The organism is Klebsiella sp. RCJ4, from assembly GCF_009025755.1.
GTDB classification, from domain to species: Bacteria; Pseudomonadota; Gammaproteobacteria; order Enterobacterales; family Enterobacteriaceae; genus Klebsiella; species Klebsiella michiganensis.
In genome coordinates this window covers 1-23,420 of record NZ_WCIN01000048.1, presented here as the reverse complement: position 1 = coordinate 23,420, position 23,420 = coordinate 1, and the positions used below count along the sequence as shown (strand labels likewise).

The 23,420-nt window shown below is 55.5% G+C and carries 20 protein-coding genes, 5 tRNA genes and 1 pseudogene; 16 read left to right on the top strand and 10 right to left on the bottom strand.

The window, feature by feature from the left end:
• Window positions 1-483: 483 nt before the first annotated feature.
• From cobO to glmS, 10 genes and pseudogenes are all read right to left on the bottom strand, one after another.
• Window positions 484-1,086, bottom strand: a complete 603-nt coding sequence (gene cobO / locus F8562_RS27720) for a cob(I)yrinic acid a,c-diamide adenosyltransferase (RefSeq protein ID WP_014837843.1) — start codon at window positions 1,084-1,086, stop codon at window positions 484-486.
• A 9-nt stretch (window positions 1,087-1,095) separates the two neighbouring features.
• Complete coding sequence (locus tag F8562_RS27715) at window positions 1,096-2,748, bottom strand: class I fumarate hydratase (protein WP_014228449.1); 1,653 nt, start codon at window positions 2,746-2,748, stop codon at window positions 1,096-1,098.
• An 11-nt stretch (window positions 2,749-2,759) separates the two neighbouring features.
• On the bottom strand, window positions 2,760-3,761 hold the full coding sequence (glsA, locus tag F8562_RS27710; protein WP_014228450.1) for a glutaminase A: 1,002 nt from the start codon (window positions 3,759-3,761) through the stop codon (window positions 2,760-2,762).
• A gap of 103 nt (window positions 3,762-3,864) precedes the next feature.
• Window positions 3,865-5,143, bottom strand: a pseudogene (locus F8562_RS27705) (dicarboxylate/amino acid:cation symporter); the annotation flags it as partial.
• A gap of 363 nt (window positions 5,144-5,506) precedes the next feature.
• The gene (locus tag F8562_RS27700; protein WP_004848939.1) at window positions 5,507-5,824 is read right to left on the bottom strand and encodes a DUF4387 domain-containing protein; all 318 of its coding nucleotides are present in this window, start codon (window positions 5,822-5,824) and stop codon (window positions 5,507-5,509) included.
• Window positions 5,821-7,191 carry an acyclic terpene utilization AtuA family protein gene (locus F8562_RS27695; RefSeq protein WP_014837844.1) on the bottom strand — a complete coding sequence of 457 codons (1,371 nt, stop codon included), beginning with the start codon at window positions 7,189-7,191 and terminating at the stop codon, window positions 5,821-5,823. The genes F8562_RS27700 and F8562_RS27695 overlap by 4 nt, the downstream gene beginning before the upstream one ends.
• Before the next feature lie 3 nt (window positions 7,192-7,194).
• The gene (locus tag F8562_RS27690) at window positions 7,195-8,436 is read right to left on the bottom strand and encodes a methylaspartate ammonia-lyase (protein WP_014837845.1); all 1,242 of its coding nucleotides are present in this window, start codon (window positions 8,434-8,436) and stop codon (window positions 7,195-7,197) included.
• Window positions 8,436-9,881, bottom strand: coding sequence for a methylaspartate mutase subunit E (locus F8562_RS27685; RefSeq protein ID WP_004848945.1), 1,446 nt, complete (start codon window positions 9,879-9,881; stop codon window positions 8,436-8,438). Before F8562_RS27685 ends, F8562_RS27690 begins: the two co-directional genes overlap by 1 nt.
• Before the next feature lie 16 nt (window positions 9,882-9,897).
• Window positions 9,898-11,286 (bottom strand): methylaspartate mutase accessory protein GlmL, encoded by a 1,389-nt coding sequence (glmL, locus tag F8562_RS27680; protein ID WP_014228454.1) that lies wholly within the window; start codon window positions 11,284-11,286, stop codon window positions 9,898-9,900.
• Window positions 11,286-11,735 (bottom strand): methylaspartate mutase subunit S, encoded by a 450-nt coding sequence (glmS, locus tag F8562_RS27675; protein ID WP_004848951.1) that lies wholly within the window; start codon window positions 11,733-11,735, stop codon window positions 11,286-11,288. Before glmS ends, glmL begins: the two co-directional genes overlap by 1 nt.
• Window positions 11,736-12,951: 1,216 nt before the next feature.
• Here glmS and cydA point away from each other — a divergent pair.
• From cydA to F8562_RS27595, 16 genes are all read left to right on the top strand, one after another.
• The gene (cydA, locus tag F8562_RS27670; protein WP_004130574.1) at window positions 12,952-14,520 is read left to right on the top strand and encodes a cytochrome ubiquinol oxidase subunit I; all 1,569 of its coding nucleotides are present in this window, start codon (window positions 12,952-12,954) and stop codon (window positions 14,518-14,520) included.
• Between the two features lie 15 nt (window positions 14,521-14,535).
• Entirely contained in the window at window positions 14,536-15,675 is a 1,140-nt protein-coding gene (cydB, locus tag F8562_RS27665; RefSeq protein ID WP_004848954.1) for a cytochrome d ubiquinol oxidase subunit II, read from the top strand.
• 15 nt (window positions 15,676-15,690) lie between these two features.
• Window positions 15,691-15,804 carry a cytochrome bd-I oxidase subunit CydX gene (cydX, locus tag F8562_RS27660; RefSeq protein ID WP_004100325.1) on the top strand — a complete coding sequence of 38 codons (114 nt, stop codon included), beginning with the start codon at window positions 15,691-15,693 and terminating at the stop codon, window positions 15,802-15,804.
• Between the two features lie 130 nt (window positions 15,805-15,934).
• Complete coding sequence (gene ybgE / locus F8562_RS27655) at window positions 15,935-16,219, top strand: cyd operon protein YbgE (RefSeq protein WP_004130577.1); 285 nt, start codon at window positions 15,935-15,937, stop codon at window positions 16,217-16,219.
• A gap of 149 nt (window positions 16,220-16,368) precedes the next feature.
• Window positions 16,369-16,773: a tol-pal system-associated acyl-CoA thioesterase gene (gene ybgC / locus F8562_RS27650; protein ID WP_004100330.1), complete on the top strand. Its 405-nt coding sequence runs from the start codon at window positions 16,369-16,371 to the stop codon at window positions 16,771-16,773.
• On the top strand, window positions 16,770-17,462 hold the full coding sequence (gene tolQ / locus F8562_RS27645) for a Tol-Pal system protein TolQ (RefSeq protein WP_014228456.1): 693 nt from the start codon (window positions 16,770-16,772) through the stop codon (window positions 17,460-17,462). The genes ybgC and tolQ overlap by 4 nt, the downstream gene beginning before the upstream one ends.
• 3 nt (window positions 17,463-17,465) lie before the next feature.
• Complete coding sequence (gene tolR / locus F8562_RS27640) at window positions 17,466-17,894, top strand: colicin uptake protein TolR (protein ID WP_004130580.1); 429 nt, start codon at window positions 17,466-17,468, stop codon at window positions 17,892-17,894.
• A gap of 105 nt (window positions 17,895-17,999) precedes the next feature.
• Entirely contained in the window at window positions 18,000-19,322 is a 1,323-nt protein-coding gene (gene tolA / locus F8562_RS27635; protein ID WP_094909289.1) for a cell envelope integrity protein TolA, read from the top strand.
• Between the two features lie 128 nt (window positions 19,323-19,450).
• Window positions 19,451-20,743: a Tol-Pal system beta propeller repeat protein TolB gene (gene tolB, locus F8562_RS27630; RefSeq protein WP_004133400.1), complete on the top strand. Its 1,293-nt coding sequence runs from the start codon at window positions 19,451-19,453 to the stop codon at window positions 20,741-20,743.
• A gap of 34 nt (window positions 20,744-20,777) precedes the next feature.
• Window positions 20,778-21,302: a peptidoglycan-associated lipoprotein Pal gene (gene pal, locus F8562_RS27625; RefSeq protein ID WP_004100337.1), complete on the top strand. Its 525-nt coding sequence runs from the start codon at window positions 20,778-20,780 to the stop codon at window positions 21,300-21,302.
• A 9-nt stretch (window positions 21,303-21,311) separates the two neighbouring features.
• Window positions 21,312-22,103 (top strand): cell division protein CpoB, encoded by a 792-nt coding sequence (gene cpoB, locus F8562_RS27620; protein ID WP_004848965.1) that lies wholly within the window; start codon window positions 21,312-21,314, stop codon window positions 22,101-22,103.
• A gap of 162 nt (window positions 22,104-22,265) precedes the next feature.
• Window positions 22,266-22,341: transfer RNA gene (locus F8562_RS27615), tRNA-Lys, on the top strand.
• Window positions 22,342-22,468: 127 nt separating this feature from the next.
• A tRNA-Val gene (locus tag F8562_RS27610) sits at window positions 22,469-22,544 on the top strand.
• 3 nt (window positions 22,545-22,547) lie between these two features.
• Window positions 22,548-22,623 (top strand) — tRNA-Lys (locus F8562_RS27605).
• A gap of 144 nt (window positions 22,624-22,767) precedes the next feature.
• A tRNA-Lys gene (locus F8562_RS27600) sits at window positions 22,768-22,843 on the top strand.
• A gap of 133 nt (window positions 22,844-22,976) precedes the next feature.
• A tRNA-Lys gene (locus F8562_RS27595) sits at window positions 22,977-23,052 on the top strand.
• The last annotated feature ends 368 nt before the right edge of the window (window positions 23,053-23,420 follow it).

Genomic DNA, 23,420 nt, shown 5'->3' with positions numbered 1-23,420 from the left:
CCGGGAGCATAGCGCAGAGTGGCTGAGTTTCCCGGAGGCGATGCTGCGCATCTGTCCGGGCTATCGGCCCGCAGACGAATGTGAACCCGTAGCCCGGGCAAGGCGCGTCGAGCGCCGCCCCCGGGAGCGGTGCGCAGCGTGGCTGAATTCCCCGGAGGCGATGCTGCGCATCTGTCCGGGCTACCGGCCCGCAGACGGCGGTGAACCTGTAGCCCGGGCAAGGCGCGTCGAGCGCCGCCCCCGGGAGCATAGCGCAGAGCGGCATCATTTCCCGGAGGCGATGCTGCGCATCTGTCCTGGCTACCGGCCCGCAGACGGCGGTGAACCCGTAGCCCGGGCAAGGCGCGTCGAGCGCCGCCCCCGGGAGCATAGCGCAGAGTGGCTGAGTTTCCCGGAGGCGATGCTGCGCATCTGTCCGGGCTACCGGCCCGCAGAACGCTGTGAACTCGTAGCCCGGCTAAGCGCAGCGCGAGCCGGGTAAAACTACCAGTCGATTCCCACCTGCGCCTGAATACCGCTGTCAAAGGCGTGCTTCACCGGACGCAGCTCACTAACCGTATCGGCAAGCTCCAGCAGCCGGGAATGGCAGCCGCGGCCGGTGACAATCACGTTCTGCCGCGGCGGACGATTCTCTATCGCCGCGATCACTTCCTGAGTATCCAGATAGTGATACGCCAGCATATAGGTAAGTTCATCCAGCACCACCAGATCGTAGCTCGGGTCGGCCAGCATGCGCTTGCTCTCCTGCCATACGGCCGACGCCGCCTCGATATCTGCCTCCCGGTTTTGCGTTTCCCAGGTAAAGCCGGTGCCCATAATGTGGAACTCAACGCCGAGTGGATACAGCGTGTTGTACTCTCCATTATCCCACTGGCCTTTAATGAACTGGGCAACACCGACGCGCTTACCGTGGCCGACGGCGCGCGTTGCCGTACCGAAGGCGGCGGTGGATTTACCTTTTCCGTTGCCGGTGAAGACGATCAGAATGCCTTTTTGCTCCGTTGCCGCCGCCACGCGGGTAGCAACCTGCGTTTTCAGCTTCTGCTGGCGCTGACGATGGCGGTCGGGATTGCCTCGCGCGTGCATAAATGCTCCTTAGTGTCCTGCCGGACAGGTGGCGCAGCGGTGCTGCTGCTCGAACTGGCTAAAGAAGTTGTTGCCTTTGTCGTCAACCAGCACAAACGCGGGCAGATTTTCGACTTCCATCATCCATACCGCTTCCATGCCCAGCTCCGGATACTCCAGGCAGCGCAAACTTTTCACATACTGCTGCGCCAGCAGGGCCGCCGCGCCGCCGATGCTGCCGAGATTAAAGCCGCCGTGTTTATGGCAGGCCTCGGTCACCTGCTGGCTGCGGTTGCCTTTGGAAAGCATGATCAGACTGCCGCCCGCCGCCTGGAAAGCGTCAACATACCCATCCATGCGTCCGCCGGTGGTGGGGCCCAGCGAGCCGCAGGCCAGATTATTCGGCGTTTTCGCCGGGCCGGCGTAGTAGACAATATGCTTGCGCATATACTCCGGCATCGGTTCGCCGTTATCCAGACGCGCTTTGATTTGGGCATGGGCGATGTCGCGGGCGACGACAATCGGACCGCTCAGCGATAGCCGGGTGCCCACGGGCAGGGCTGACAGGTCGTGGAGGATGTCGCGCAGCGGCCGGTTCAGATCGAGCTGGACGGTCTGCGCCCCGTTTTCTATGCGCTGAGAATCAGGGATAAACTTGCCCGGGTTATGTTCCAGCTTCTCCAGCCAGATGCCGTGTTTGTTGATTTTGGCTTTGATGTTTCGGTCGGCGGAGCAGGAAAGCGCCATTGCGATAGGGCAGGAGCCGCCGTGCCGCGGCAGGCGAATCACGCGAATGTCGTGGGCGAAGTATTTGCCGCCAAACTGTGCGCCGATGCCGAACTCGCGGCTGGCTTTGAGCAGCGCCGCTTCCAGCGACGTATCGCGAAACGCCTGGCCCAGTTCGTTTCCGCTGGTGGGCAGATTGTCGTAATATTTTGTCGAAGCCAGCTTCGCCACCTTCAACGCCTGGTCCGCCGACAGGCCCCCCACCACAAAGGCGATGTGGTACGGCGGGCAGGCGGCGGTGCCCAGCGCCTTCATTTTTTCAATCAGGAAGGCGGTGAGTTTTTCCGGCTGCAGAATAGATTTTGTTTCCTGAAATAGTGCGGCTTTGTTCGCCGAACCGCCGCCTTTATTGACGAAGAGGAAGCGGTATTCACTGCCCGGCACCGCGCTGATATCAATCTGCGCGGGCAGGTTGGTCTCGGTGTTGACCTCGGTATACATATCAAGGGGGGCATTTTGCGAATAGCGTAAATTGTTTTCCTGAAAGGTGGTGTAGATGCCCTGACTCAGAGCTTCCGCGTCGTTGCCTCCGGTCCAGACGTTCTGGCCTTTGCTCGCGACGATGGTGGCGGTCCCGGTATCCTGGCAGTTTGGCAGCACGCCTTTTGCCGAGACTTCGGCGTTGCGCAGCAGCTGTAGCGCAACGTATTTATCGTTGCCGCTGGCCTGCGGGTCGTGCAGGATGCTGGCGATCTGCTTTAAGTGCCCGGCGCGCAGGAAAAACGACGCCTCATAAAATGCCTGCTGAGCCAGCAATGTTAACGCTTCCGGCGCAACCTTGATGACCTCTTCTCCATCTAACTCTGTCACCTTAACATGTTGATTCGTTAGCAGTTCATATTCGGTATTATCGTTGCTCTGAACAAAAAGTTCCTGCCAGACAAAGGGTTTCGACATTTTACTTCTCACTATTTCGCTAAAAAGAGATTGGCCCGCGTCGCATTCGCGACGTACTCGATGGTCTGCTGGGCGCGGACGCTGTTGCCGGCTGCATCCAGCGGAGGGGAGTAGACGGCGATAGCGTATTGCCCGGGAACGACGGCGACCATTCCGCCGCCAACGCCGGATTTTGCCGGGATACCGACGGTGTACAGCCATTTGCCGCTGCCGTCGTACAGCCCGGCGATCGCCATTTCCGCCAGCACCTGCGGGACGTAGCTGGCGGTGAGCAGCTGCTTGCCGTTGAACGGTGATTTGCCATTGTTGGCGAGTACGGCCCCCATTTTGGCGAGCTGCTCAACGGTGATATCCACCGAACACTGACGGGTGTAGATTTCGACGGCTTCCTGAGGGTCGCCATAGAAGCTGCGGTATGAATTCATCAGCATCGCCAGCGCCTGGTTATGCTGATTGGTCTCCATTTCGGATTGAAATACCGGCTCGTTAACGCTCAGGGAGCTGTCGGCCCAGGCGTTGAGGTTGTTGAGAATGTTGTTCCAGCGGTCGGTTTTGTCTTTCGCCGCAATCAGGCTCACGGTGCTCATGGCGCCGGCGTTGACTAACGGGTTCTCCGGCGCGCCTTGCGTGAGCTCCACGGCTAAGCCGGAATTGAAGGGCAGGCCGGTCGCGTTCGCGCCGAGTTTATCCAGCACCTCCTGCGGCCCGCGCTGCTCCATCGCCAGCGCCAGGGTGAAAACTTTACTTAATGATTCCATCGGAAAGGCTTTTGTCACGTCGCCGGTCTGGTAAATTTTGCCTTCGACCGTCGCGAGCGTAATGGCGAAATTATTCGGGCTATAGCTCGCCAGGGCAGGGATATAGTCGGCGACTTTACCGTCGTGATTACTCTTATATTTCTGATGTGCCTGCTCGATGATGCTGGCGTAGTCCGGCGCGCTTTGCGCCTGCGCGGCGGCGCTAAACAGTAAGCTGGCGGTTAAGATGCAGGTGCCAAGAAATTTCACGTTCATGGTGTGTCCCGTTGGGATGATTGGAGGGAACCGGGCCGGACGTATCCGGCCTGGGGCTCATAGCCATTTTGCTGTCAGGACATCGCCACTTCGGACGTTTCGCTGGCAGGGCGCTCCTGCTCCGGTTTTTTGACCGGGGCGGTGCCGCGGCAGCCTTCTCCGTAATGCTCGCCTTCCCAACGGCCAACGATGGCGGCGCCCATGGCGTTACTCATCACGTTGGTGGCGGAGCGACCCATATCGAGGAACGGGTCGACGCCCATCAGCAGGATCAGGCCCGCTTCCGGAATGTTGAACTGGTTCAGCGTCGCGGCGATAACCACCATTGAGGCGCGCGGCACGCCCGCCATCCCTTTGGAGGTCAGCATCAGGATCAACAGCATGGTGATCTGCTCGCCCATGCTGAGGTGGACGTTACAGGCCTGGGCGATAAACACCGTGGCGAACGAGCAGTAGGCCATGGAGCCGACCAGGTTAAAGGAGTAACCGATGGGCAGGACGAAGCTGGCTATTTTGGAAGAGACGCCGAATTTTTCCAGCTTATCGAGGGTTCCTGGGAAGGCGGCTTCTGAGCTGGATGTGGTGAAGGCCAGCAGCGCGGGCTCGAAGATCGCTTTGGTCAGACGGCTGATACATGGGCCGACAATCACCGTCGACAGGCCAATCAGGATTGCCCACAGCATGCCCAGCGTCAGGTAGAACTCACCCATAAAGATCCCGGCGCTGACCATCACGCCAAGACCGCGCTCGGCAATCAGCCCGGAGATGGCGGCGAAAACGGTCAGCGGCGCGAACAGCATGACGTACCCTGTGAGCTTCAGCATCACGTGGACCAGCGAATCGAGCACCTTCACAATGGGCTCGGCTTTTTCGCCGATCGCCGCCAGGCTGCAGCCGAGGAAAATAGAGAACACCACGATTTGCAGAATTTCGTTGCGCGCCATCGCATCAACGATGCTGGTGGGTACCGCGTGCGAGATAAATACTTTCAGGGTGAAGGGCTCGGACTGAACGGCGGCCACGGCTCCGGCATCGTGGGGGACAAAGTTGATGCCCGCGCCTGGCTGGAACAGATTGACGATCACCAGACCCAGCGCAATCGACAGCAGCGAGGCGCAAATAAACAGGAAAAAGGTTTTAGAGAATATGCGCCCGAGCGTTTTCGCATCGCCCATTTTGGCGATGCCGACCACCAGCGTTGATATTACCAGCGGGGCGATAATCATTTTTACCAGGCGTAAAAATATAGTGGTAAAAATGGAAATATCCTGCGCATAGGATTTTGCTGTATCTGCTGATGCCATATTATTAATGATCACCCCGGCAATCATGCCGAGTATCAGGCCTAATATGATCATTTTGGTTAAACTTATTTTTTTCATATTTACTCCATCGGAACAGGGTTAGTCGTGAAGTGGTGTAGGGCGGCGTACGCCTGCGCCAGGCAGCAGCGCAGACGTACCCCTGTGGTGACTAACCGCATAAATTGTCTGGAATACAGTGATACAGCGAAATCCTGTATACCAATGGATGTTGTTGTATTTTTATATCCGTCGTCTTTCAATCTGCATTTTTGTTGGCTGCCTTTGCTCACCCCAGTCACTTACGGATGTAAGCTCCTGGGGATGAATGAGGGACATCCATGTCCCTCACCGAAGGCAGCCTCCGGCTGTTCAAATTCGTTCCTGACGAATTTGTCTCTCAGTTGCCACCTCAATGCAACTCGAAATCCATTGGATATAGAATTAGAAATCGAACTCAATACTTAATAGCGGCGCATGCTGCTGAGCACCATAAACATCATTGTCCCCGACGTTGCCGGAAATAATATCCCGCGGCATGACGATTTTTACCGCGTTGGCCGGATCGAACCAGATAATACGATGAATAAAATCAGGCTTTACGTTATATAAACCAGCAATAAGCTGCGGGGTTAATTGCTCAGAACGTTTGACCCGCTGATAATCTTCCCGGGTTTTAAATAAAATATCTAAAACCAGTTCATACGGTCCGGCGTTTTTGGAGCGGATCACCTGCGCCAGTGAGCATAGGGATTGTTTCATGCCTGAACTCCTTCTGGCGTCACCTGTTCGATATGGAAGTCAAAGCGCAGCGCGTCGCTGGCTTCGATCAGGTGATAGATTGAGAACTCATACACCGGACCGCTCTGAATATCGGAAGGCGAGAACGGGAAGGCGAGGTTGCCCGCGGTGGCAATGCGGTTTTCATAGCCGTAGTGCAGCAGGGTAGAGCGCACCAGCGAACAGACGCTGTTGGCGATATCCTGGGTTGGCGCAACGACATCAAGCAGGATGCCCAGTTCGTGCCCGGCGGTTTCTATCGGTTCGTGATTGCCCATCACGCCGTTCTTTCCATACAGATGGAAGGTCATGCGGATGCTGTCATCGTTCAGGGAGAGGTTGCGTGCGACGCTGGTCTGTACCTCTTCAAGAATATTATCGATTCCGGCAATCATGATCGGATCGCGCGTTCCGGCAATGGTCAGGCAGCGGAAGCCGACCCGCCGCGCGCCTTCCAGCTTCAGCGCGTACGGCGTCGCTTCATGACGAGAACCGCTGACGTAAACCTCGCCTTCGTTGACGGCTTTGAAGGTGCATCCTTTCAGGTTCAGCACGCCGCCCGGACCGGGCAGGAAATACGGATCGGACTTCTCGTACAGCGTATGCGCCGCCGCAGAGGTTTCGGTAAACTTACGCTTTGGATTAAACGCTTTCAGCGTAAAGCCGCTGTCGTCGATAATCCCCATGGCGCAGTCGGAACCGGAGCCCGGCGTGGCGGCAATGGCCGCGCATTCGAGGATCTTGCCGCAGTGCAGGGCGAGCCCCTCGTCAAAGCCCTGCATAATCGGCAGCGCCGCGAAGCAGGCCGGATCGTACGCCCGGCCGCCAAGCACCACCTGGGCGCCGGCGGCCAGCGCCCGCTGAAAGGGTTCGATCCCCATCTGGGCGACGATATAGGTACTCTCTTCAATGGCCTCGTGGGTCAGTTCAGGCACAAAGTCCAGGGCGGTGATTTTGCCGTTATCCAGCGCCTGATGAACGATGGCTTTATCGACATCAGACGGGATCAGTGCCATGGAGAACGACAGTTTTTCTTCCTGCGCAATCTCATGGATGATCTGCCGACACCACTCCAGATGCGGCGCGGCGCCGGATCCTCCAGCGGTGCCGATTACCACCGGTATGTTGTTCTTCACGCCGGCGACGATCATATAGCGCAGATCGCGTTTCACCCCGGCCCGGTCGGTAAAAGGTTTGCCTGCCCCCAGATAGTGGGGGCCGGGATCGGATGAACCGGCGTCAACGGCAATCAGATCCGGCGATGCCTCCATAGCTTTACGAAAGCTCTCTTCCGGGAAGCCATAGCCGAGGATTGCCGTCGGCGATAAGATCTTAAAGGTACGAGCCATCTCTTAATCCTTAGTCTGCAACAGCGCGATGGTGCGGTTCATTTCGTTAAACACGATATTAAGACCTTCGTCGAAGCCCATGCCCGGCTTGATCAGCATGCGCATCGGACGCGCGGCCAGCGCGACGTGAACGCAGGTGCGGGCGCTGATCTCGGTTTCGTTACAGGTACCGCCCTGATAGGCTTCCATCGCGTGTTTGTTGCAGTACAGCACCGCGTCCACGATGTTATGAATGCCGCCGAGATCCGGGGTTTTGATCTGCACCATGTGGCAGCTGCCGGCATCGGTAAAGTCAACGATGTCCTGGTAGGTGTTACACCACTCGTCGGCGACAATTTTTACGCCGGAACCGAGGCGGGTCAGCTCTTTGGTAATGGCCGTGAGCATACGGATCTGGTCCGGTTTATTACCCGCATCCACCGGGCCTTCTATGTAGAGCGGCAGGCCCTGCGCCTCTTTCTCCAGGCTGGCGATATAGTCGGCGCAGCGAACCGGATCCATATCGAAAATCAGGCCGATGGTGCCGTACACGTCGATATGCAGCGTGGGGCGATAGCGGGGGCTGGTGCGCAGGCTTAAGATGCGGTCGGATAGCCAGCGGACATACTCACGCAGTTTTTCCCCTTTGAGACCCAGCTTCTCTTCGACGTTGTTAATGAGCGCATGCGGCAGGACGTCAACGCCTTTGAGGATCATTTTGTCCACGGCGATGTAGCGGTCGTCGCCGCTCTGACCAAATAACGGAATCGCTTCCGGTATGCAGGGCAGCTGCCATTCGTCGCAAACCACCTCCGCCTTCAGGCGGCCGCTGGCCAGCGCGGTGGCGTCGAGCAGCGCCTGGGAAAGACCGTAGCGGACGGCGGTATGCAGCAGATGACCGTCGATGCGCAGCTTGTCGAAGAAGCGGGCGTTCGGCAGGAAGGTATCGACATCGCGGCCCTCCAGCAGCGGTTTGATATGATCGTTGAGGAACGGGATAAAGTTCTCCGCCAGGAACAGCGGGTCGCGGCCGCCCGCGCCGGAGTACTGTACGGCGGCACAGTCACCGACCGCCACCGCGCCGTTTTCCAGAATCAGCTGGACGGATACGCATTCACCCGCCTGGCGTACCGAGGTGAAGCCTGGCGTTACCGGAGCACCGGTATAAATGAACCCATCATGACCCGCGCCGTTTTTAATCGCCTGCTGATCGTCAAAATAGAATGAAGAGTAGCCAGCGGTGAAAAGGGCCTGTTTAATTTTCATTATGGTCTTCCTATTAATTTACTGTGGGATACCGCGTTGATGTCATCAACAACCATCTGGAATGAGGGTTTGCGTCCTTCAAAATGCGCACGTTCAGCGACGTAATCGTGGTGCAGGGCGAGGATGTCCTTCGGCAGCGGAACCGCGCCGGCTTCAAGCACGCGAATGGCGCCGGCATTGTCGCGAACCGGCAAAATTTTGCCCGCGTTGCAGGATGCGGGGGCAAAAGGCACGTCCAGGACGCCCGCTTCAAAGGCCAGCACCGTACCGCGGGCGATGTCGCCGTTGCCCAGCTCGAACACTTTCTTCAGCACCGCGCGAACCTCGCTTTTTATCAGCTCCACTTCCTGCTCAACCGCGGCGCAGGGCGGGAACTTCTGATCGCTGACCATATTGAGCATCTGGCGGGATGCCCTCAGCCCCTGCGCGTTGGCCGCCGCGGTGGGAATACCGAACGCTTCATGCGGGCTCTTGGTGATCACTTTGGTGGCGCCGGACATCCCGGCTACCGCCGCGCCCCAGGAGATAATGGCAAAGGCTTTTGATTCATCTTCCGGAAAGCCGCCCATCCACTGGTGGAAGACGGTACTCAGCTCGTAATCGTCGAATCCATAATTGCCAAAGTATTCGTGGGAGAGTTCACGAAGAGATTTAATTGCCGCGATGTCCTGGGTGAGGCTGCCGACCTGGCCGTAGCCGACGGTGATTGACTTGACGCCCTGTTCCAGCGCCAGCAGACCTTCGATAATGGCCACCGCGTGGGACATAAACGGTGGGATCAGGGTGCCGGTCAGCGGGCCGAACGGTTCGCGGTTAATACGAATGCCGTGTTCTTCATACAGGCCCATCAGGCGGTCGCAGTACTGCCAGTCGCGAATCGACTTCTCCAGGGTGACGCGCTTGGCGTAGGGAATGTTGTAGGAGATACCGCCGCCTTCGTAGCTGGTAAAGCCGCTGGCCATGGAGATTTCCGCCAGCAGGCGCGCGTCTGGCGTACCGTGACGTACCTGGACCGGTTTTTCCAGCGCTTCGGTCATCCGGCGGCAGGCGGCGACGCCGTGGTTAACCACCGGCAAACCATTCAGTTTGGAGGTTCCCGCCTCGATGGATTTCTGTATGCCGACCGCCGCTTCTTCGTAACGGTTGAGGCGGGTATAGGCATCGATGGTGCTGGGCAGCAGATCGCACTCTTCCTGCAGGGTTTTGAGCAGCGCAATATGTTCATCCATCAGCGCCACGCCCGCGCGCGGCTGGCTCAGGGTTTTACCCTCCTGGTCGGCCTTAAGCAGAGCGTGAGAAAAGCGTTTTTTCTCAGGAATGGTTTGCTGGTACTTCACGCCATCTTCGAAGTGCTCAACGTCCTTGCCGGTATGCCAGGTCTGCAATACCTGATGCCGCTCGGTCATGAATTCGTCGTGGGTTAATTTTTTATTTCGAAGTTCCATTCGTAGCTGCCTTCATTTATAGGGTTAAACAGTGAATGCTGGTGCGAGCGGCGAGCTCGGGGTAGAGCCTGGCAACGTTTGCCAGCAGCGGAAGCAGGCCTTTTGCATCGCGGTAATAATCAAACCGGGTTGGCAGGAGAATGCGTCTGCCGTCGTCATCCAGTTCGCGGTATTTCAGCCAGCGGTGGATGTCGAAGCCGCTGGCGCGGGAGAGCCATCCACCGGAACCGACGACTTTACGCACGGGGGTCAGATCGCGGCCCATCTGTAAATCGACGTTGCCCACGCAGGTGCAGACCTGCTTTTTGGTGCCCGCGTGGCGTTCGCTGGCGTAGCCGACGCACAGCCCGGCCAGCACGGTGTCGAAATATTTTTCTTCCTCGTTGAGCGGCAGATAATCCGGCTGAGCGACCAGATGGCGCAGGTAGCGGTAAAAGGCCTCCTGACGCTGCGGCTGGTGGGCAAACACCACGTTCACCAGCTCCTGAGTACTTTCACCGACCACGACAGCTGAAACGCGCATGCCGAGATCGCCTTCTACCGTACGTTTAACAAACGGTTCCGGAACCCCGTGCAGAACGGTATCCGGCGAGAGCGTGTTGGCGCTGGCGGAGTAGACGTCGGTGGTGGCGCCGCCCATATCGATCAGCATGAACTCTTTCCACGCGCTGTCGTAATGGCTGATGGTTTTTACCAGCTCGTAGACGGTCCACGGCGTTGGCATCGGCTCTTCGCCGGTTTCCGCGACAATCACGTCCAGCCCTTTACCTTTGACGATTCGGGATAAGAAGACATCGCAAATCGCCTTGCGGGCAGCGTAGGGATTAGGGTGATCGAGATCGGGCAGAATGTTGTCTACCGTGGTCAAATCTTTGTGGCCAAGGATGGCCTGAACCTCGTCCTGAATATCCCGGTTTCCGGCATAGATAATGGCGCAGTCGAGCGTTGACTCCGCCAGCGCATGGGCGTTGGCCAGGCCGTAGCTCTCCTCGCCGCCGTCGGTTCCGCCGGTAAATAGCAGGATATCCGGCGGCGTGGCTTCCAGCGCCTGGATATCGTGGCGGTTGAGTTTGTAGGCGTAGTATTGGGCGATTTTGGCCCCCGCCGAGTGGGCGGTGACTTTTGCTGATTCCAGGGTGATGGACGGCACCAGACCCATCGCGGCAACGGCAAGACCGCCTTTTGCCGATGAAGAGTATTTCAGCGTGACGTCACCGCGGTGCAGCAACGGGCGCGCATCGGCAACGTTAAGCACCCGGTTCAGGCTGGCAAAAAAGCCTTCCGCCAGGTGATGGGTAGTGGTCGGGGTCAGAACGTGATTTACCAGCGTCAGCTCATCCCCCTCCTGTGCGAAGAGGGCCGCTTTGGTCCACGTCGAGCCGATATCGACAGAGACGGTTTGCATCAGATAGCCTCTTCCAGACACTGCTGTTCAACGCCGTGGCGCTGGTTGATATCGTTCGCCATCAGCCTGCAGACGTCTTCCAGATCGTGGCTTGGGGCAAAGACGCGATTGAAGCCCATCTCTTTGAATTTGGCCTCGACGTCGGCAAAATCATGCTTACCGACCACCAGGTTACCGCCAACGTAAAGAAGAATATCGCCGATACCGCGTTCGATGCAGCGTTCGCGCAGTCCCAGGCAGTCGATATCGCCGTGGCCGTAAATAGACGACACAACGATGGCGTCCGCGCCGGTTTCGATAGCGGCATCGATATATTCATCCTGACTGACCATCACCCCCAGATTGATTACGCGAAAATCATGGGCAGTAAAAACGCGGTCCAGGACTTTGTTGCCTACTGCATGGCAGTCAGCACCAATGACGCCAATAACAAGTGTTGATTTCTTCATGGGTAATCCTCTGTAAGGCTGATGGTATAAAAATAAAAACGACTTTCTAATATTTGCAGCGTTGATGATGGCCGCCTGTTAATAGGGCTGGAGTGTCTGTGGTTCGAAGGGGGGAAGCAATTGATCTATTTTCAGAATATCTTTCAAAAAAGTCTTGTTTTTGATTTTTCTTTAAAAAATCCTTTTTTATCATATAGTTGTTGGTTTTTTATTGTCTGGGGGTTATTTCTGTTTAGATCTTTTTAATAAATAGATTGCGATGTTTGTGAGCAAGGTCTTATTTTATATTTTGCCTTTGATAATAAGCGGTAAATACAATTCTTTAAATTTTTCTGTGAACATAGTAACGGAATTTATGTGCGGTTTTTTATATGCGTCACGGCAAATTTGTTAGATTAAAGATATAAAATGATGATTTGTTTATTTAATATTTCATTTTTGTTGAATGGCGGAGTGGGGCAGGAGAGCTGCTTTCCGGGGTGGATAAAAGCGTAGGGGGAAAGTCTGCTGCATAAAGAGCAGGGTGCGTTGCGTCACAAAACGACAAGAAAGAGAATGTACGCCGCATTTACTTGATAATGAGATAGTTACGCATCTGTGTTAATTGAAAGTAAACGCAATGATAAATGTAATAAGCAAAAAAATTTAGGGCATTAACTTGATAAAAAAAATCTGTGAGCTACACGACATTGTCAGCTGATGCCCGGATTAATGCGCCCAGCGCTCATCCCATTAAATTCCCCTCCGCGGCGAAATAAATGGACTATCATTTTCAGTAACCGTTGATACTCTTGAAAAACATATTGTTAACCTAGTGTTTACCTGTACGGTACACGGTATACATAATTAACATTTAAAATGAAAATTGATTTAAATCAATGTTTAAAACTTGGAAAAGGTCGCGAAATGGAGTTAAATTGTCGCGGATCAAATTGACCGAAATCTGGTATTTTCGCTATAAATTGATCGCTGTCGAAAACTGCAAATTTATCACAATAAAAACCTATTTATTGTAAGGGTTTTGCAGCGTAATATAATCACGGGATCAATTTGGGTGTTTTGTTAACATGTTTGTAACTTCTCATTACTATCGTTTTCTTGCATGAGAAAACGGGCGTGACGAGAAGAAGCAAATAAATTTGTATTGGGGCATGCGTGTGACCCTTTCTAACGGGGTTCACTCTCGGAGTCTTCATGCGATGAGCAAGGAGTCATGATGTTAGATATAGTCGAACTGTCGCGCTTACAGTTTGCCTTGACCGCGATGTACCACTTCCTGTTTGTGCCGCTGACGCTAGGTATGGCGTTCCTGCTGGCCATCATGGAAACGGTCTACGTCCTTTCCGGCAAACAGATTTATAAAGATATGACCAAGTTCTGGGGCAAGTTGTTTGGTATCAACTTCGCGCTGGGTGTGGCAACCGGTCTGACCATGGAGTTCCAGTTCGGGACTAACTGGTCTTACTACTCTCACTATGTGGGCGATATCTTCGGTGCGCCGCTGGCCATTGAAGGTTTGATGGCCTTCTTCCTCGAATCTACCTTTGTCGGTCTGTTCTTCTTCGGTTGGGATCGTCTGGGCAAAGTTCAGCACATGGCCGTGACCTGGCTGGTGGCGCTGGGCTCCAACCTGTCGGCGCTGTGGATCCTCGTCGCTAACGGCTGGATGCAGAACCCGATTGCGTCGGACTTCAACTTTGAAACCATGCGTATGGAGATGGTCAGCTTCTCTGAGCTGGTCCTGAACCCGGTTGCTCAGGTTAAGTTCGTTCATACCGTGGCGTCAGGCTACGTGACCGGCGCGATGTTCATTCTTGCCATCAGCTCCTGGTATATGCTTAAAGGCCGCGACTTCGCTTTTGCCAAGCGCTCCTTCGCTATCGCAGCCAGCTTCGGTATGGCGGCGATTCTCTCCGTTATCGTTCTCGGTGATGAATCCGGCTACGAAATGGGCGACGTGCAGAAAACCAAACTGGCGGCTATCGAAGCTGAATGGGAAACTCAGCCTGCTCCGGCGGCCTTTACCCTGTTTGGTATTCCCGATCAGAAGGCGCAGGAGAACCGCTTCGCGATTCAAATTCCTTACGCGCTGGGCATCATTGCGACTCGATCCGTGGATAAACAGGTTACCGGCCTGAAAGACCTCATGGTTCAGCACGAAGAGCGTATCCGTAACGGGATGAAAGCTTACGCGCTGCTGGAACAGCTGCGTGCCGGTTCAACCGACCAGGCCGTGCGCGATCGCTTTAACGACGTGAAGAAAGATCTGGGCTACGGTCTGCTGCTGAAACGCTATACCGACAACGTCTCTGACGCGACGGAAGAGCAGATTGCTCTGGCGACCAAGGACTCTATTCCTGCCGTGGCGCCGCTCTACTTCGCCTTCCGTATTATGGTAGCGTGCGGCGTGCTGATGCTGTTGATTATCGGCGCCTCCTTCTGGAGCGTGATTCGCAACCGCATCGGTGAGAAAAAATGGCTGCTGCGCGCCGCGTTCTATGGCCTGCCGCTGCCGTGGATTGCCGTTGAATCGGGCTGGTTTGTCGCCGAATATGGCCGTCAGCCGTGGGCTATTGGTGAGGTGCTGCCGACGGCCGTCGCGAACTCGTCGCTGACCGCGGGCGACCTGATCTTCTCTATGGTGCTGATTTGTGGCCTGTACACGCTGTTCCTGGTGGCTGAACTGTTCCTCATGTTCAAGTTTGCCCGTAAAGGACCAAGCAGCCTGAAAACCGGTCGCTACCACTTTGAACAGTCCTCTGCGGCTATTCAGTCGGCACGCTAAGACAGGAGTCGTCAAATGATCGATTATGAAGTATTGCGTTTTATCTGGTGGCTGCTGATCGGCATTTTGCTTATTGGTTTTGCCGTCGCCGATGGCTTCGACATGGGGGTGGGGATGCTCACCCGTTTCCTCGGTCGTAACGACACCGAGCGTCGAATTATGATTAACGCCATTGCCCCGCACTGGGACGGAAACCAGGTGTGGCTGATCACCGCCGGCGGCGCGCTGTTTGCCGCCTGGCCGATGGTTTACGCCGCCGCGTTTTCCGGCTTCTATGTGGCCATGATCCTGGTGCTGGCGTCTTTATTCTTCCGTCCGGTGGGTTTCGACTACCGCTCGAAGATTGAGGACAACCGCTGGCGTAACATGTGGGACTGGGGCATCTTCGTTGGCAGCTTCGTGCCGCCGCTGGTGATTGGCGTGGCGTTCGGCAACCTGCTGCAGGGCGTTCCGTTCCACGTTGATGAATATCTGCGCCTGTACTACACCGGTAACTTCTTCCAGCTGCTGAATCCGTTTGGCCTGCTGGCCGGTATTGTTAGCGTGGCGATGATCCTGACGCAGGGCGCGACCTACCTGCAGATGCGTACCGTGGGTGAACTGCACCTGCGCACCCGCTCCGTGTCTACGGTGGCGGCGCTGGTGACGCTGGTCTGCTTCGCGCTGGCGGGCGTTTGGGTCTACTACGGTATCGACGGTTATGTGGTGAAATCGGTGATGGATCATACCGGCCCGTCTAACCCGCTGACCAAAGAAGTCGCGCGTGAAGCCGGCGCGTGGATGGTGAACTTTAATAACATGCCGGCGCTGTGGGCGATTCCTGCTCTGGGCGTGGCGCTGCCGCTGCTGACCGTCATCTCGACAAAAGCGGATAAAGGCGCATGGGCGTTTCTGTTCTCCTCGCTGACGCTGGCGTGCATCATTCTGACTGCCGGTATCGCCATGTTCCCGTTCATTATGCCATCAAGCACGGCGATGAACGCGAGCCTGACCATGTGGGATGCGACCTCCAGCCAGCTGACGCTGAACCTGATGACTTACGTGGCGATTGTCTTCGTACCGATTATTCTGGCCTACACCGCCTGGTGTTACTGGAAAATGTTCGGTCGCATCACTCGCGAAGACATCGAAAAGAACACCCACTCGCTGTACTAAGGTAAGGAGCTATATATGTGGTATTTCGCATGGATTTTGGGAACGCTTCTTGCCTGTGCTTTTGGGGTGATTACCGCGCTGGCGCTTGAGCACGTGGAAGCCACCAAAGCAGGTAAAGAAGAACACTGATGAGTATTATCGTGATGCGATATACGAAATCATTCGGGTTGCATCGAGGCGGCAAGTCTGTGAATCCCCAGGAGCTTACACAAGTAAGTGACTGGGGTAAGCAGACGTAGCCAACAAAGAGGCGAAGTGAATGATAAAGTATATGTATGCGATAATGGACAAGCGCCCGTTAAGGGCGCTTTCCTTATTGATGGCGCTGGCGCTAGCGGGCTGCATCTTCTGGGATCCGTCGCGCTTTGCGGCCAAAACCAGCGAGCTGGAAATCTGGCACGGCTTCCTGCTGATGTGGGCGGTTTGTACCGGCGTTATCCACGGCGTGGGCTTCCGCCCGCGCGCCATTCACTGGCAGGGAATTTTTTGTCCGCTTATCGCTGATATTGTGCTCGTTTTGGGCCTGTTCTTTTTCTTCTTTTGAATAAGAAATCTCTGTTAACCATATGGGCTTGCATAAGCCCATAAAAATTTACTCCTCGTTTACTTTCCCCCATTCCAAACCACGATTCCCGCGCGTATAGTAGCGAAGTTTGAAAGCACTAACCTTTTGTTGCATTACCGGGATGTAAAGTGAATACAACGCTGTTTCGATGGCCGGTTCGGGTCTATTACGAAGACACCGACGCCGGTGGTGTGGTTTACCACGCCAGCTACGTCGCTTTCTATGAAAGAGCACGCACAGAGATGCTGCGCCATCATCACTTCAGCCAACAGGTTTTGCTGGCTGAACGAGTTGCCTTTGTGGTTCGCAAAATGACGCTGGAGTATTTTGCGCCCGCCAGACTCGACGACATGCTCGAAATCCAGACGGAGATAACCTCAATGCGAGGAGCTACCCTGGTTTTCACGCAGCGAATCGTCAACGCCGAGAACGTCGTTTTGAATGAAGCTGAGGTTCTTATCGTGTGCGTTGATCCACTCTTAATGAAGCCTCGTGCGCTTCCCAAGTCTATTGTCGCGGAGTTTAAGCAGTGACTGAGATGAATATCCTTGATTTGTTCCTGAAGGCGAGCCTTCTGGTTAAACTTATCATGTTGATTTTAGTTTGTTTTTCCATCGCCTCCTGGGCCATCATTATTCAGAGAACGCGTATCCTCAATTCGGCGTCACGTGAGGCCGAAGCGTTTGAAGATAAGTTCTGGTCCGGTATCGAGCTTTCTCGTTTGTACCAGGAAAGCCAGGGTCGTCGCGATAATCTGACCGGTTCGGAACAAATCTTCTACAGCGGCTTCAAAGAGTTTGCGCGTCTGCATCGTGCGAACAGCCATGCGCCGGAAGCGATTGTCGAAGGGGCGTCGCGCGCCATGCGTATTTCGATGAACCGCGAGCTGGAAACCCTGGAAACCCACATCCCGTTCCTCGGTACGGTGGGTTCTATCAGCCCATATATCGGTCTGTTTGGTACCGTATGGGGGATCATGCATGCCTTTATCGCGCTGGGCGCGGTAAAACAGGCGACGCTGCAAATGGTCGCGCCGGGTATCGCAGAAGCGCTCATCGCGACGGCAATTGGTCTTTTTGCCGCTATCCCGGCGGTTATGGCCTATAACCGTCTGAACCAGCGCGTGAACAAACTTGAGCTGAACTACGACAACTTTATGGAAGAGTTCACCGCCATTTTGCACCGTCAGGCGTTTACCAGCAGCGAAAGCAATAAGGGGTAAGCCATGGCCAGAGCACGTGGACGCGGACGTCGCGAACTGAAGTCCGAGATCAACATCGTTCCGCTGCTGGATGTCCTGTTGGTGCTGTTGCTGATCTTTATGGCGACAGCGCCGATCATTACGCAGAGCGTAGAGGTCGACCTACCGGACGCAACGGAGTCGCAGGCGGTGAAAAGCAACGATGAGCCGCCGGTGATCGTTGAAGTCTCCGGCGTCGGGCAGTACAGCGTGAAGGTTGGCCCGGAAACGTTATCGCAGCTGCCGCCGGAACAGGTTATTGCGGAAGCCAGGCGTCGACTTGAGGCGAATGAGAAAACGGTGTTCCTGATCGGCGGTGCTAAAGAGGTGCCATACGATGAGATTATTAAAGCGCTTAACCTGTTGCACAGCGCAGGGGTTAAATCGGTTGGCTTGATGACCAAGCCGATCTAATCGCTCGCAATATGCACGCCCGCCAGCACGTCGGCTTTGGGACAACAGCGTCTCGTGGCCGACGTCATTTAACGGGAACAGGCGAACAGTTTTTGGGAACCGATAGTGTCAAAGGCAACCGAACAAAACGACAAGCTTAAACGAGCGATCATAGTATCAGTCGCGCTGCACATCGTATTGATAGCGCTGCTGATCTGGAGTTCGTTTGACGAGCATCTGGATGCTTCTGCCGGGGGTGGCGGAGGTTCCTCTATCGATGCGGTAATGGTCGATCCGGGGGCGGTTGTGAAGAATTATGACCGTCAACAGCAGCAGCAGGCCAGCGCCCGCCGCGCCGCCGAGCAGCGTGAAAAGCAGGCTCAGCAGCAGGCGGAAGAGCTACGTGAAAAACAGGCCGCCGAGCAGGAACGGCTGAAACAGCTGGAACAGGATCGTCTGCAGGCGCAGGAAGCGGCTAAAGAGGCGAAAGAACAGCAGAAGCAGGCGGAAGAAGCCGCGGCGAAAGCCGCCGCAGCGGCAAAAGCCAAAGCGGACGCACAGGCGAAAGAGGCGCAGGAAGCTGCCGCCAAAGCCGCCGCTGATGCAAAAGCGAAGGCCGATGCGCAGGCGAAAGCAGCCGAAGCCGCTGCGGCGAAAGCGGCGGCGGATGCGAAGAAACAGGCGGAAGCAGAAGCCGCGAAAGCGGCCGCGGACGCGCAGAAGAAAGCCGAAGCCGATGCGGCGAAGAAAGCTCAGCAGGACGCCGAGAAGAAAGCGCAGCAGCAGGCAGAGAAAAAAGCGCAGCAGGAAGCGGCGAAACAGGCCGCTGCTGAAAAAGCTGCCGCCGAAAAAGCGGCAGAAAAAGCCGCCGCGCAGAAAGCTGCTGCTGAGAAAGCGACAGCCGAGAAAGCCGCCGCAGCGGAAAAAGCCGCCGCCGAGAAAGCCGCGGCAGCCAAAGCTGCAGCAGCAGAGAAGGCCGCCGCAGACAAAGCGGCGAAAGCCGCCGCCGCTAAGGCAGCAGCCGCCAAGAAAGCCGCTGCGGCCAAAGAGGCAAGCGGCGTTGACGACCTGCTCGGCGATCTGAGCTCCGGTAAGAATGCGCCGAAAACGGGTGGTGGAGCGAAAGGGAATAATCAGCCTTCGAAGGACACAGGAACATCTGGTGCTAACGGCGGTGATAACGGCGCAGAAATAAGCGCTTATGCTAAGCAAATTCAGATAGCTATCCAGCGCCGTCTGTATGATGCGAGCCTTTATCAGGGCAAGCGGTGCGTGTTGCATATTAATCTCGCCCCTGATGGTACTTTAAAAGGCATCACATCTGAGGGGGGCGATCCGGCACTTTGCCAGGCGGCATTGACGGCTGCGAAAACTGCGACTATTCCTAAACCGCCGAGTCAGGCAGTTTATGAAAGAATAAAAAATGCGACACTGGACTTTAAACTGTAGCGATCTTCCCCGTTTATGCGGGGAAAACAAACGTCGGTAGGCCCAGGGTTTTGGTAGTTTTGTGTATTTGAGTTTGTTAACATTCTGCTAAATTATCGTGGGCTTTTCGCCTGGATAAGGGAGATATGATGAAGCAGGCATTACGAGTAGCATTTGGTTTTTTAATGCTGTGGGCGGCAGTGCTGCACGCAGAAGTACGCATCGAGATTACCCAAGGGGTCGACTCGGCACGCCCAATCGGCGTTGTGCCGTTCCAGTGGGCGGGGCAGGGTGCTGCGCCGGAAGATGTGGGCGGTATCGTGGCGGCTGACCTGCGCAACAGCGGCAAGTTTAACCCGCTCGATCGCTCTCGCCTGCCTCAGCAGCCGGGTAGCGCTCAGGAAGTGCAGCCGGCGGCATGGTCTGCGCTGGGCGTTGACGCCGTCGTGGTTGGTCAGGTGACGCAAAACCCTGACGGTTCCTACAACGTGGCGTACCAGCTGGTTGATACCGGTGGCGCGCCGGGTACCGTACTTGCGCAGAACTCCTTTAAAGTCACGAAACAGTATCTGCGCTATGCCGCACATGCTGCCAGCGACGCCGTATTTGAGAAGCTGACCGGTATTAAGGGCGCCTTCCGTACCCGTATCGCCTACGTGGTACAGACTAACGGCGGCCAGTTCCCGTACGAGCTGCGCGTGTCCGACTACGATGGCTACAATCAGTTCCTCGTTCACCGTTCAACCCAGCCGCTGATGTCTCCGGCATGGTCTCCGGACGGCGCGAAGCTGGCCTACGTGACCTTTGAAAGCGGACGCTCTGCGCTGGTTGTGCAGACGCTGGCTAACGGCTCCGTTCGTCAGATTGCTTCGTTCCCGCAGCATAACGGCGCGCCGGCGTTCTCGCCGGACGGCAGCAAACTGGCTTTCGCTCTGTCGAAAACCGGTAGCCTGAACCTGTACGTGATGGACCTGGGATCTGGCCAGATTCGTCAGGTGACCAACGGTCGCAGCAATAACACCGAACCAAGCTGGTTCCCGGATAGCCAGAACCTGGCCTTTACTTCCGACCAGGCCGGTCGTCCGCAGGTGTATAAAGTCAATATTAATGGCGGCACGCCGCAGCGTATTACCTGGGAAGGTTCACAAAACCAGGACGCTGACGTGAGCGCTGATGGTAAAACTATGGTAATGGTAAGCTCGGCCGGTGGTCAGCAGCACATTGCCAAACAAGATCTGGAAGCGGGTGGTGTGCAGGTTCTGTCATCAACGTTTTTAGATGAAACGCCAAGTCTGGCACCTAACGGCACTATGGTAATCTACAGCTCTTCTCAGGGGATGGGATCCGTGCTGAATCTGGTTTCTACAGATGGGCGTTTCAAAGCGCGTCTTCCGGCAACTGATGGACAGGTAAAATCACCTGCCTGGTCGCCGTATCTGTGATAATAAATAATTGATTATTAAAGGAATCAAAGAAATGCAACTGAACAAAGTGCTGAAAGGGCTGTTGATCGCTCTGCCGGTTATGGCAATCGCGGCGTGTTCTTCTAACAAGAACGCCAGCAACGACCAGAGCGGTGAAGGCATGCTGGGTGCCGGCACTGGTATGGACGGTAACGCTAACGGCGGCAACATGTCTTCCGAAGAGCAGGCTCGTCTGCAGATGCAACAGCTGCAGCAGAACAATATCGTTTACTTCGATCTGGACAAATACGATATCCGTTCTGACTTCGCTGCAATGCTGGACGCGCACGCAAACTTCCTGCGCAGCAATCCGTCCTACAAAGTGACCGTAGAAGGTCATGCGGATGAGCGTGGTACGCCGGAATACAACATCGCTCTGGGTGAGCGTCGTGCTAACGCCGTTAAGATGTATCTGCAGGGCAAAGGTGTTTCTGCTGACCAGATCTCCATCGTTTCTTACGGTAAAGAAAAACCTGCAGTACTGGGCCATGACGAAGCGGCTTACGCCAAAAACCGTCGCGCCGTACTGGTTTACTAAGAGAATTGCATGAGCAGTAACTTCAGACATCATCTATTGAGTCTGTCGTTACTGGTTGGCATAGCGGCCCCCTGGGCCGCTTTTGCTCAGGCGCCAATCAGTAGTGTCGGCTCAGGCTCGGTCGAAGACCGCGTCACTCAACTCGAGCGTATTTCCAATGCGCACAGCCAGCTTTTAACCCAACTCCAGCAACAACTCTCCGATAATCAGTCCGATATTGATTCCCTGCGCGGTCAAATTCAGGAAAGCCAGTATCAGCTGAATCAGGTTGTTGAGCGCCAGAAGCAGATCCTGCTGCAGATCGACGGTCTGAGCAGCGGTGGCGGCGCAGCGGGAGCGCAAACCCAGACGTCAGCGGGCGATCAGGGCGCTGCGGCTAGCGGGACGGCGCCAGCGGCCTCGTCAGGCGCCCCGGCGCAGACCGGTGATGCCAATACCGATTACAACGCGGCTATCGCGCTGGTGAAGGATCCCTCTCGCCAGGACGATGCGATGGCGGCTTTCCAGAACTTCGTCAAAAAGTACCCCGATTCAACGTATCAGCCGAACGCCAACTACTGGCTCGGTCAGCTGAATTACAACAAGGGTAAAAAGGACGATGCGGCGTACTATTTCGCTTCCGTGGTGAAAAACTACCCTAAATCCCCGAAGGCGCCCGATGCGATGTTTAAAGTCGGCGTGATCATGCAGGACAAAGGCGATACCGCAAAAGCGAAGGCGGTTTACCAGCAGGTGGTCAGTAAATTTCCTGGCACCGACGGGGCCAAACAAGCGCAAAAACGCCTTAACGCACTCGGATGATTATGGCATGACCAGAAATCGCATCATTTCTGGTCTTGTCGCATGAATCCTAAGCAGTTAAGCAATCTTTATCTAAATTGTTGTTGCGCTGAATTCTGAAATCAGTAATATATGCCGCCGTTGCCAAGGGATATCGAACAAGCCCAAAGCGGCGAAAATAGTGGGTCGTTAGCTCAGTTGGTAGAGCAGTTGACTTTTAATCAATTGGTCGCAGGTTCGAATCCTGCACGACCCACCAATCGTTCTGGTGGAACGCGATAGTAAAACGTGAAGGATAACGTTGCGTCAGCAACGGCCCGTAGGGCGAGGCGAAGCCGAGTCATCCTGCACGACCCACCGTTAAAAGATGTATCCAGCGCAGTATCGGGTGATTAGCTCAGCTGGGAGAGCACCTCCCTTACAAGGAGGGGGTCGGCGGTTCGATCCCGTCATCACCCACCACTCGGGTCGTTAGCTCAGTTGGTAGAGCAGTTGACTTTTAATCAATTGGTCGCAGGTTCGAATCCTGCACGACCCACCAATTTAACATCAAACTCAGATGTTAAGCGTGAAGGATAACGTTGCGTCAGCCACGGCCCGTAGGGCGAGCGAAAGCGAGTCATCCTGCACGACCCACCAATTTCGAATTGGTGACGAGTGAAGAATATTCAGGCAGTACCCGAGCGGGTCGTTAGCTCAGTTGGTAGAGCAGTTGACTTTTAATCAATTGGTCGCAGGTTCGAATCCTGCACGACCCACCAATTTAACATCGCAGTCAGATGTTAAGCGTGAAGGATAACGTTGCGTCAGCAACGGCCCGTAGGGCGAGCGAAAGCGAGTCATCCTGCACGACCCATCATCCTGAATCGTTCCAGTTAGCAGTAAACCCGCAAGGGGTCGTTAGCTCAGTTGGTAGAGCAGTTGACTTTTAATCAATTGGTCGCAGGTTCGAATCCTGCACGACCCACCAATTTAACATCAAACTCAGATGTTAAGCGTGAAGGATAACGTTACGTCAGCAACGGCCCGTAGGGCGAGCGAAGCGAGTCATCCTGCACGACCCACCAATGTAAAAAAGCGCCCTAAAGGCGCTTTTTTGCTATCTGCCATTTCCTCGAAAATCACAACAATCCGCAATACCTTAATGCTGCGTTATTCTACCGTCGCGCTGCGTTTACCGTGGCTACAATTGGCACAGGCCAGTAGCCCGGACAGATGCGCAGCATCGCCTCCGGGAAATGTGACGGCCTGATGCCTTTGCGTGGCTTCGTCCCGGGGGCGGCGCTTGACGCGCCTTGCCCGGGCTACAGATTCGTGCGTTCTGCAGGTTTGGCAGCC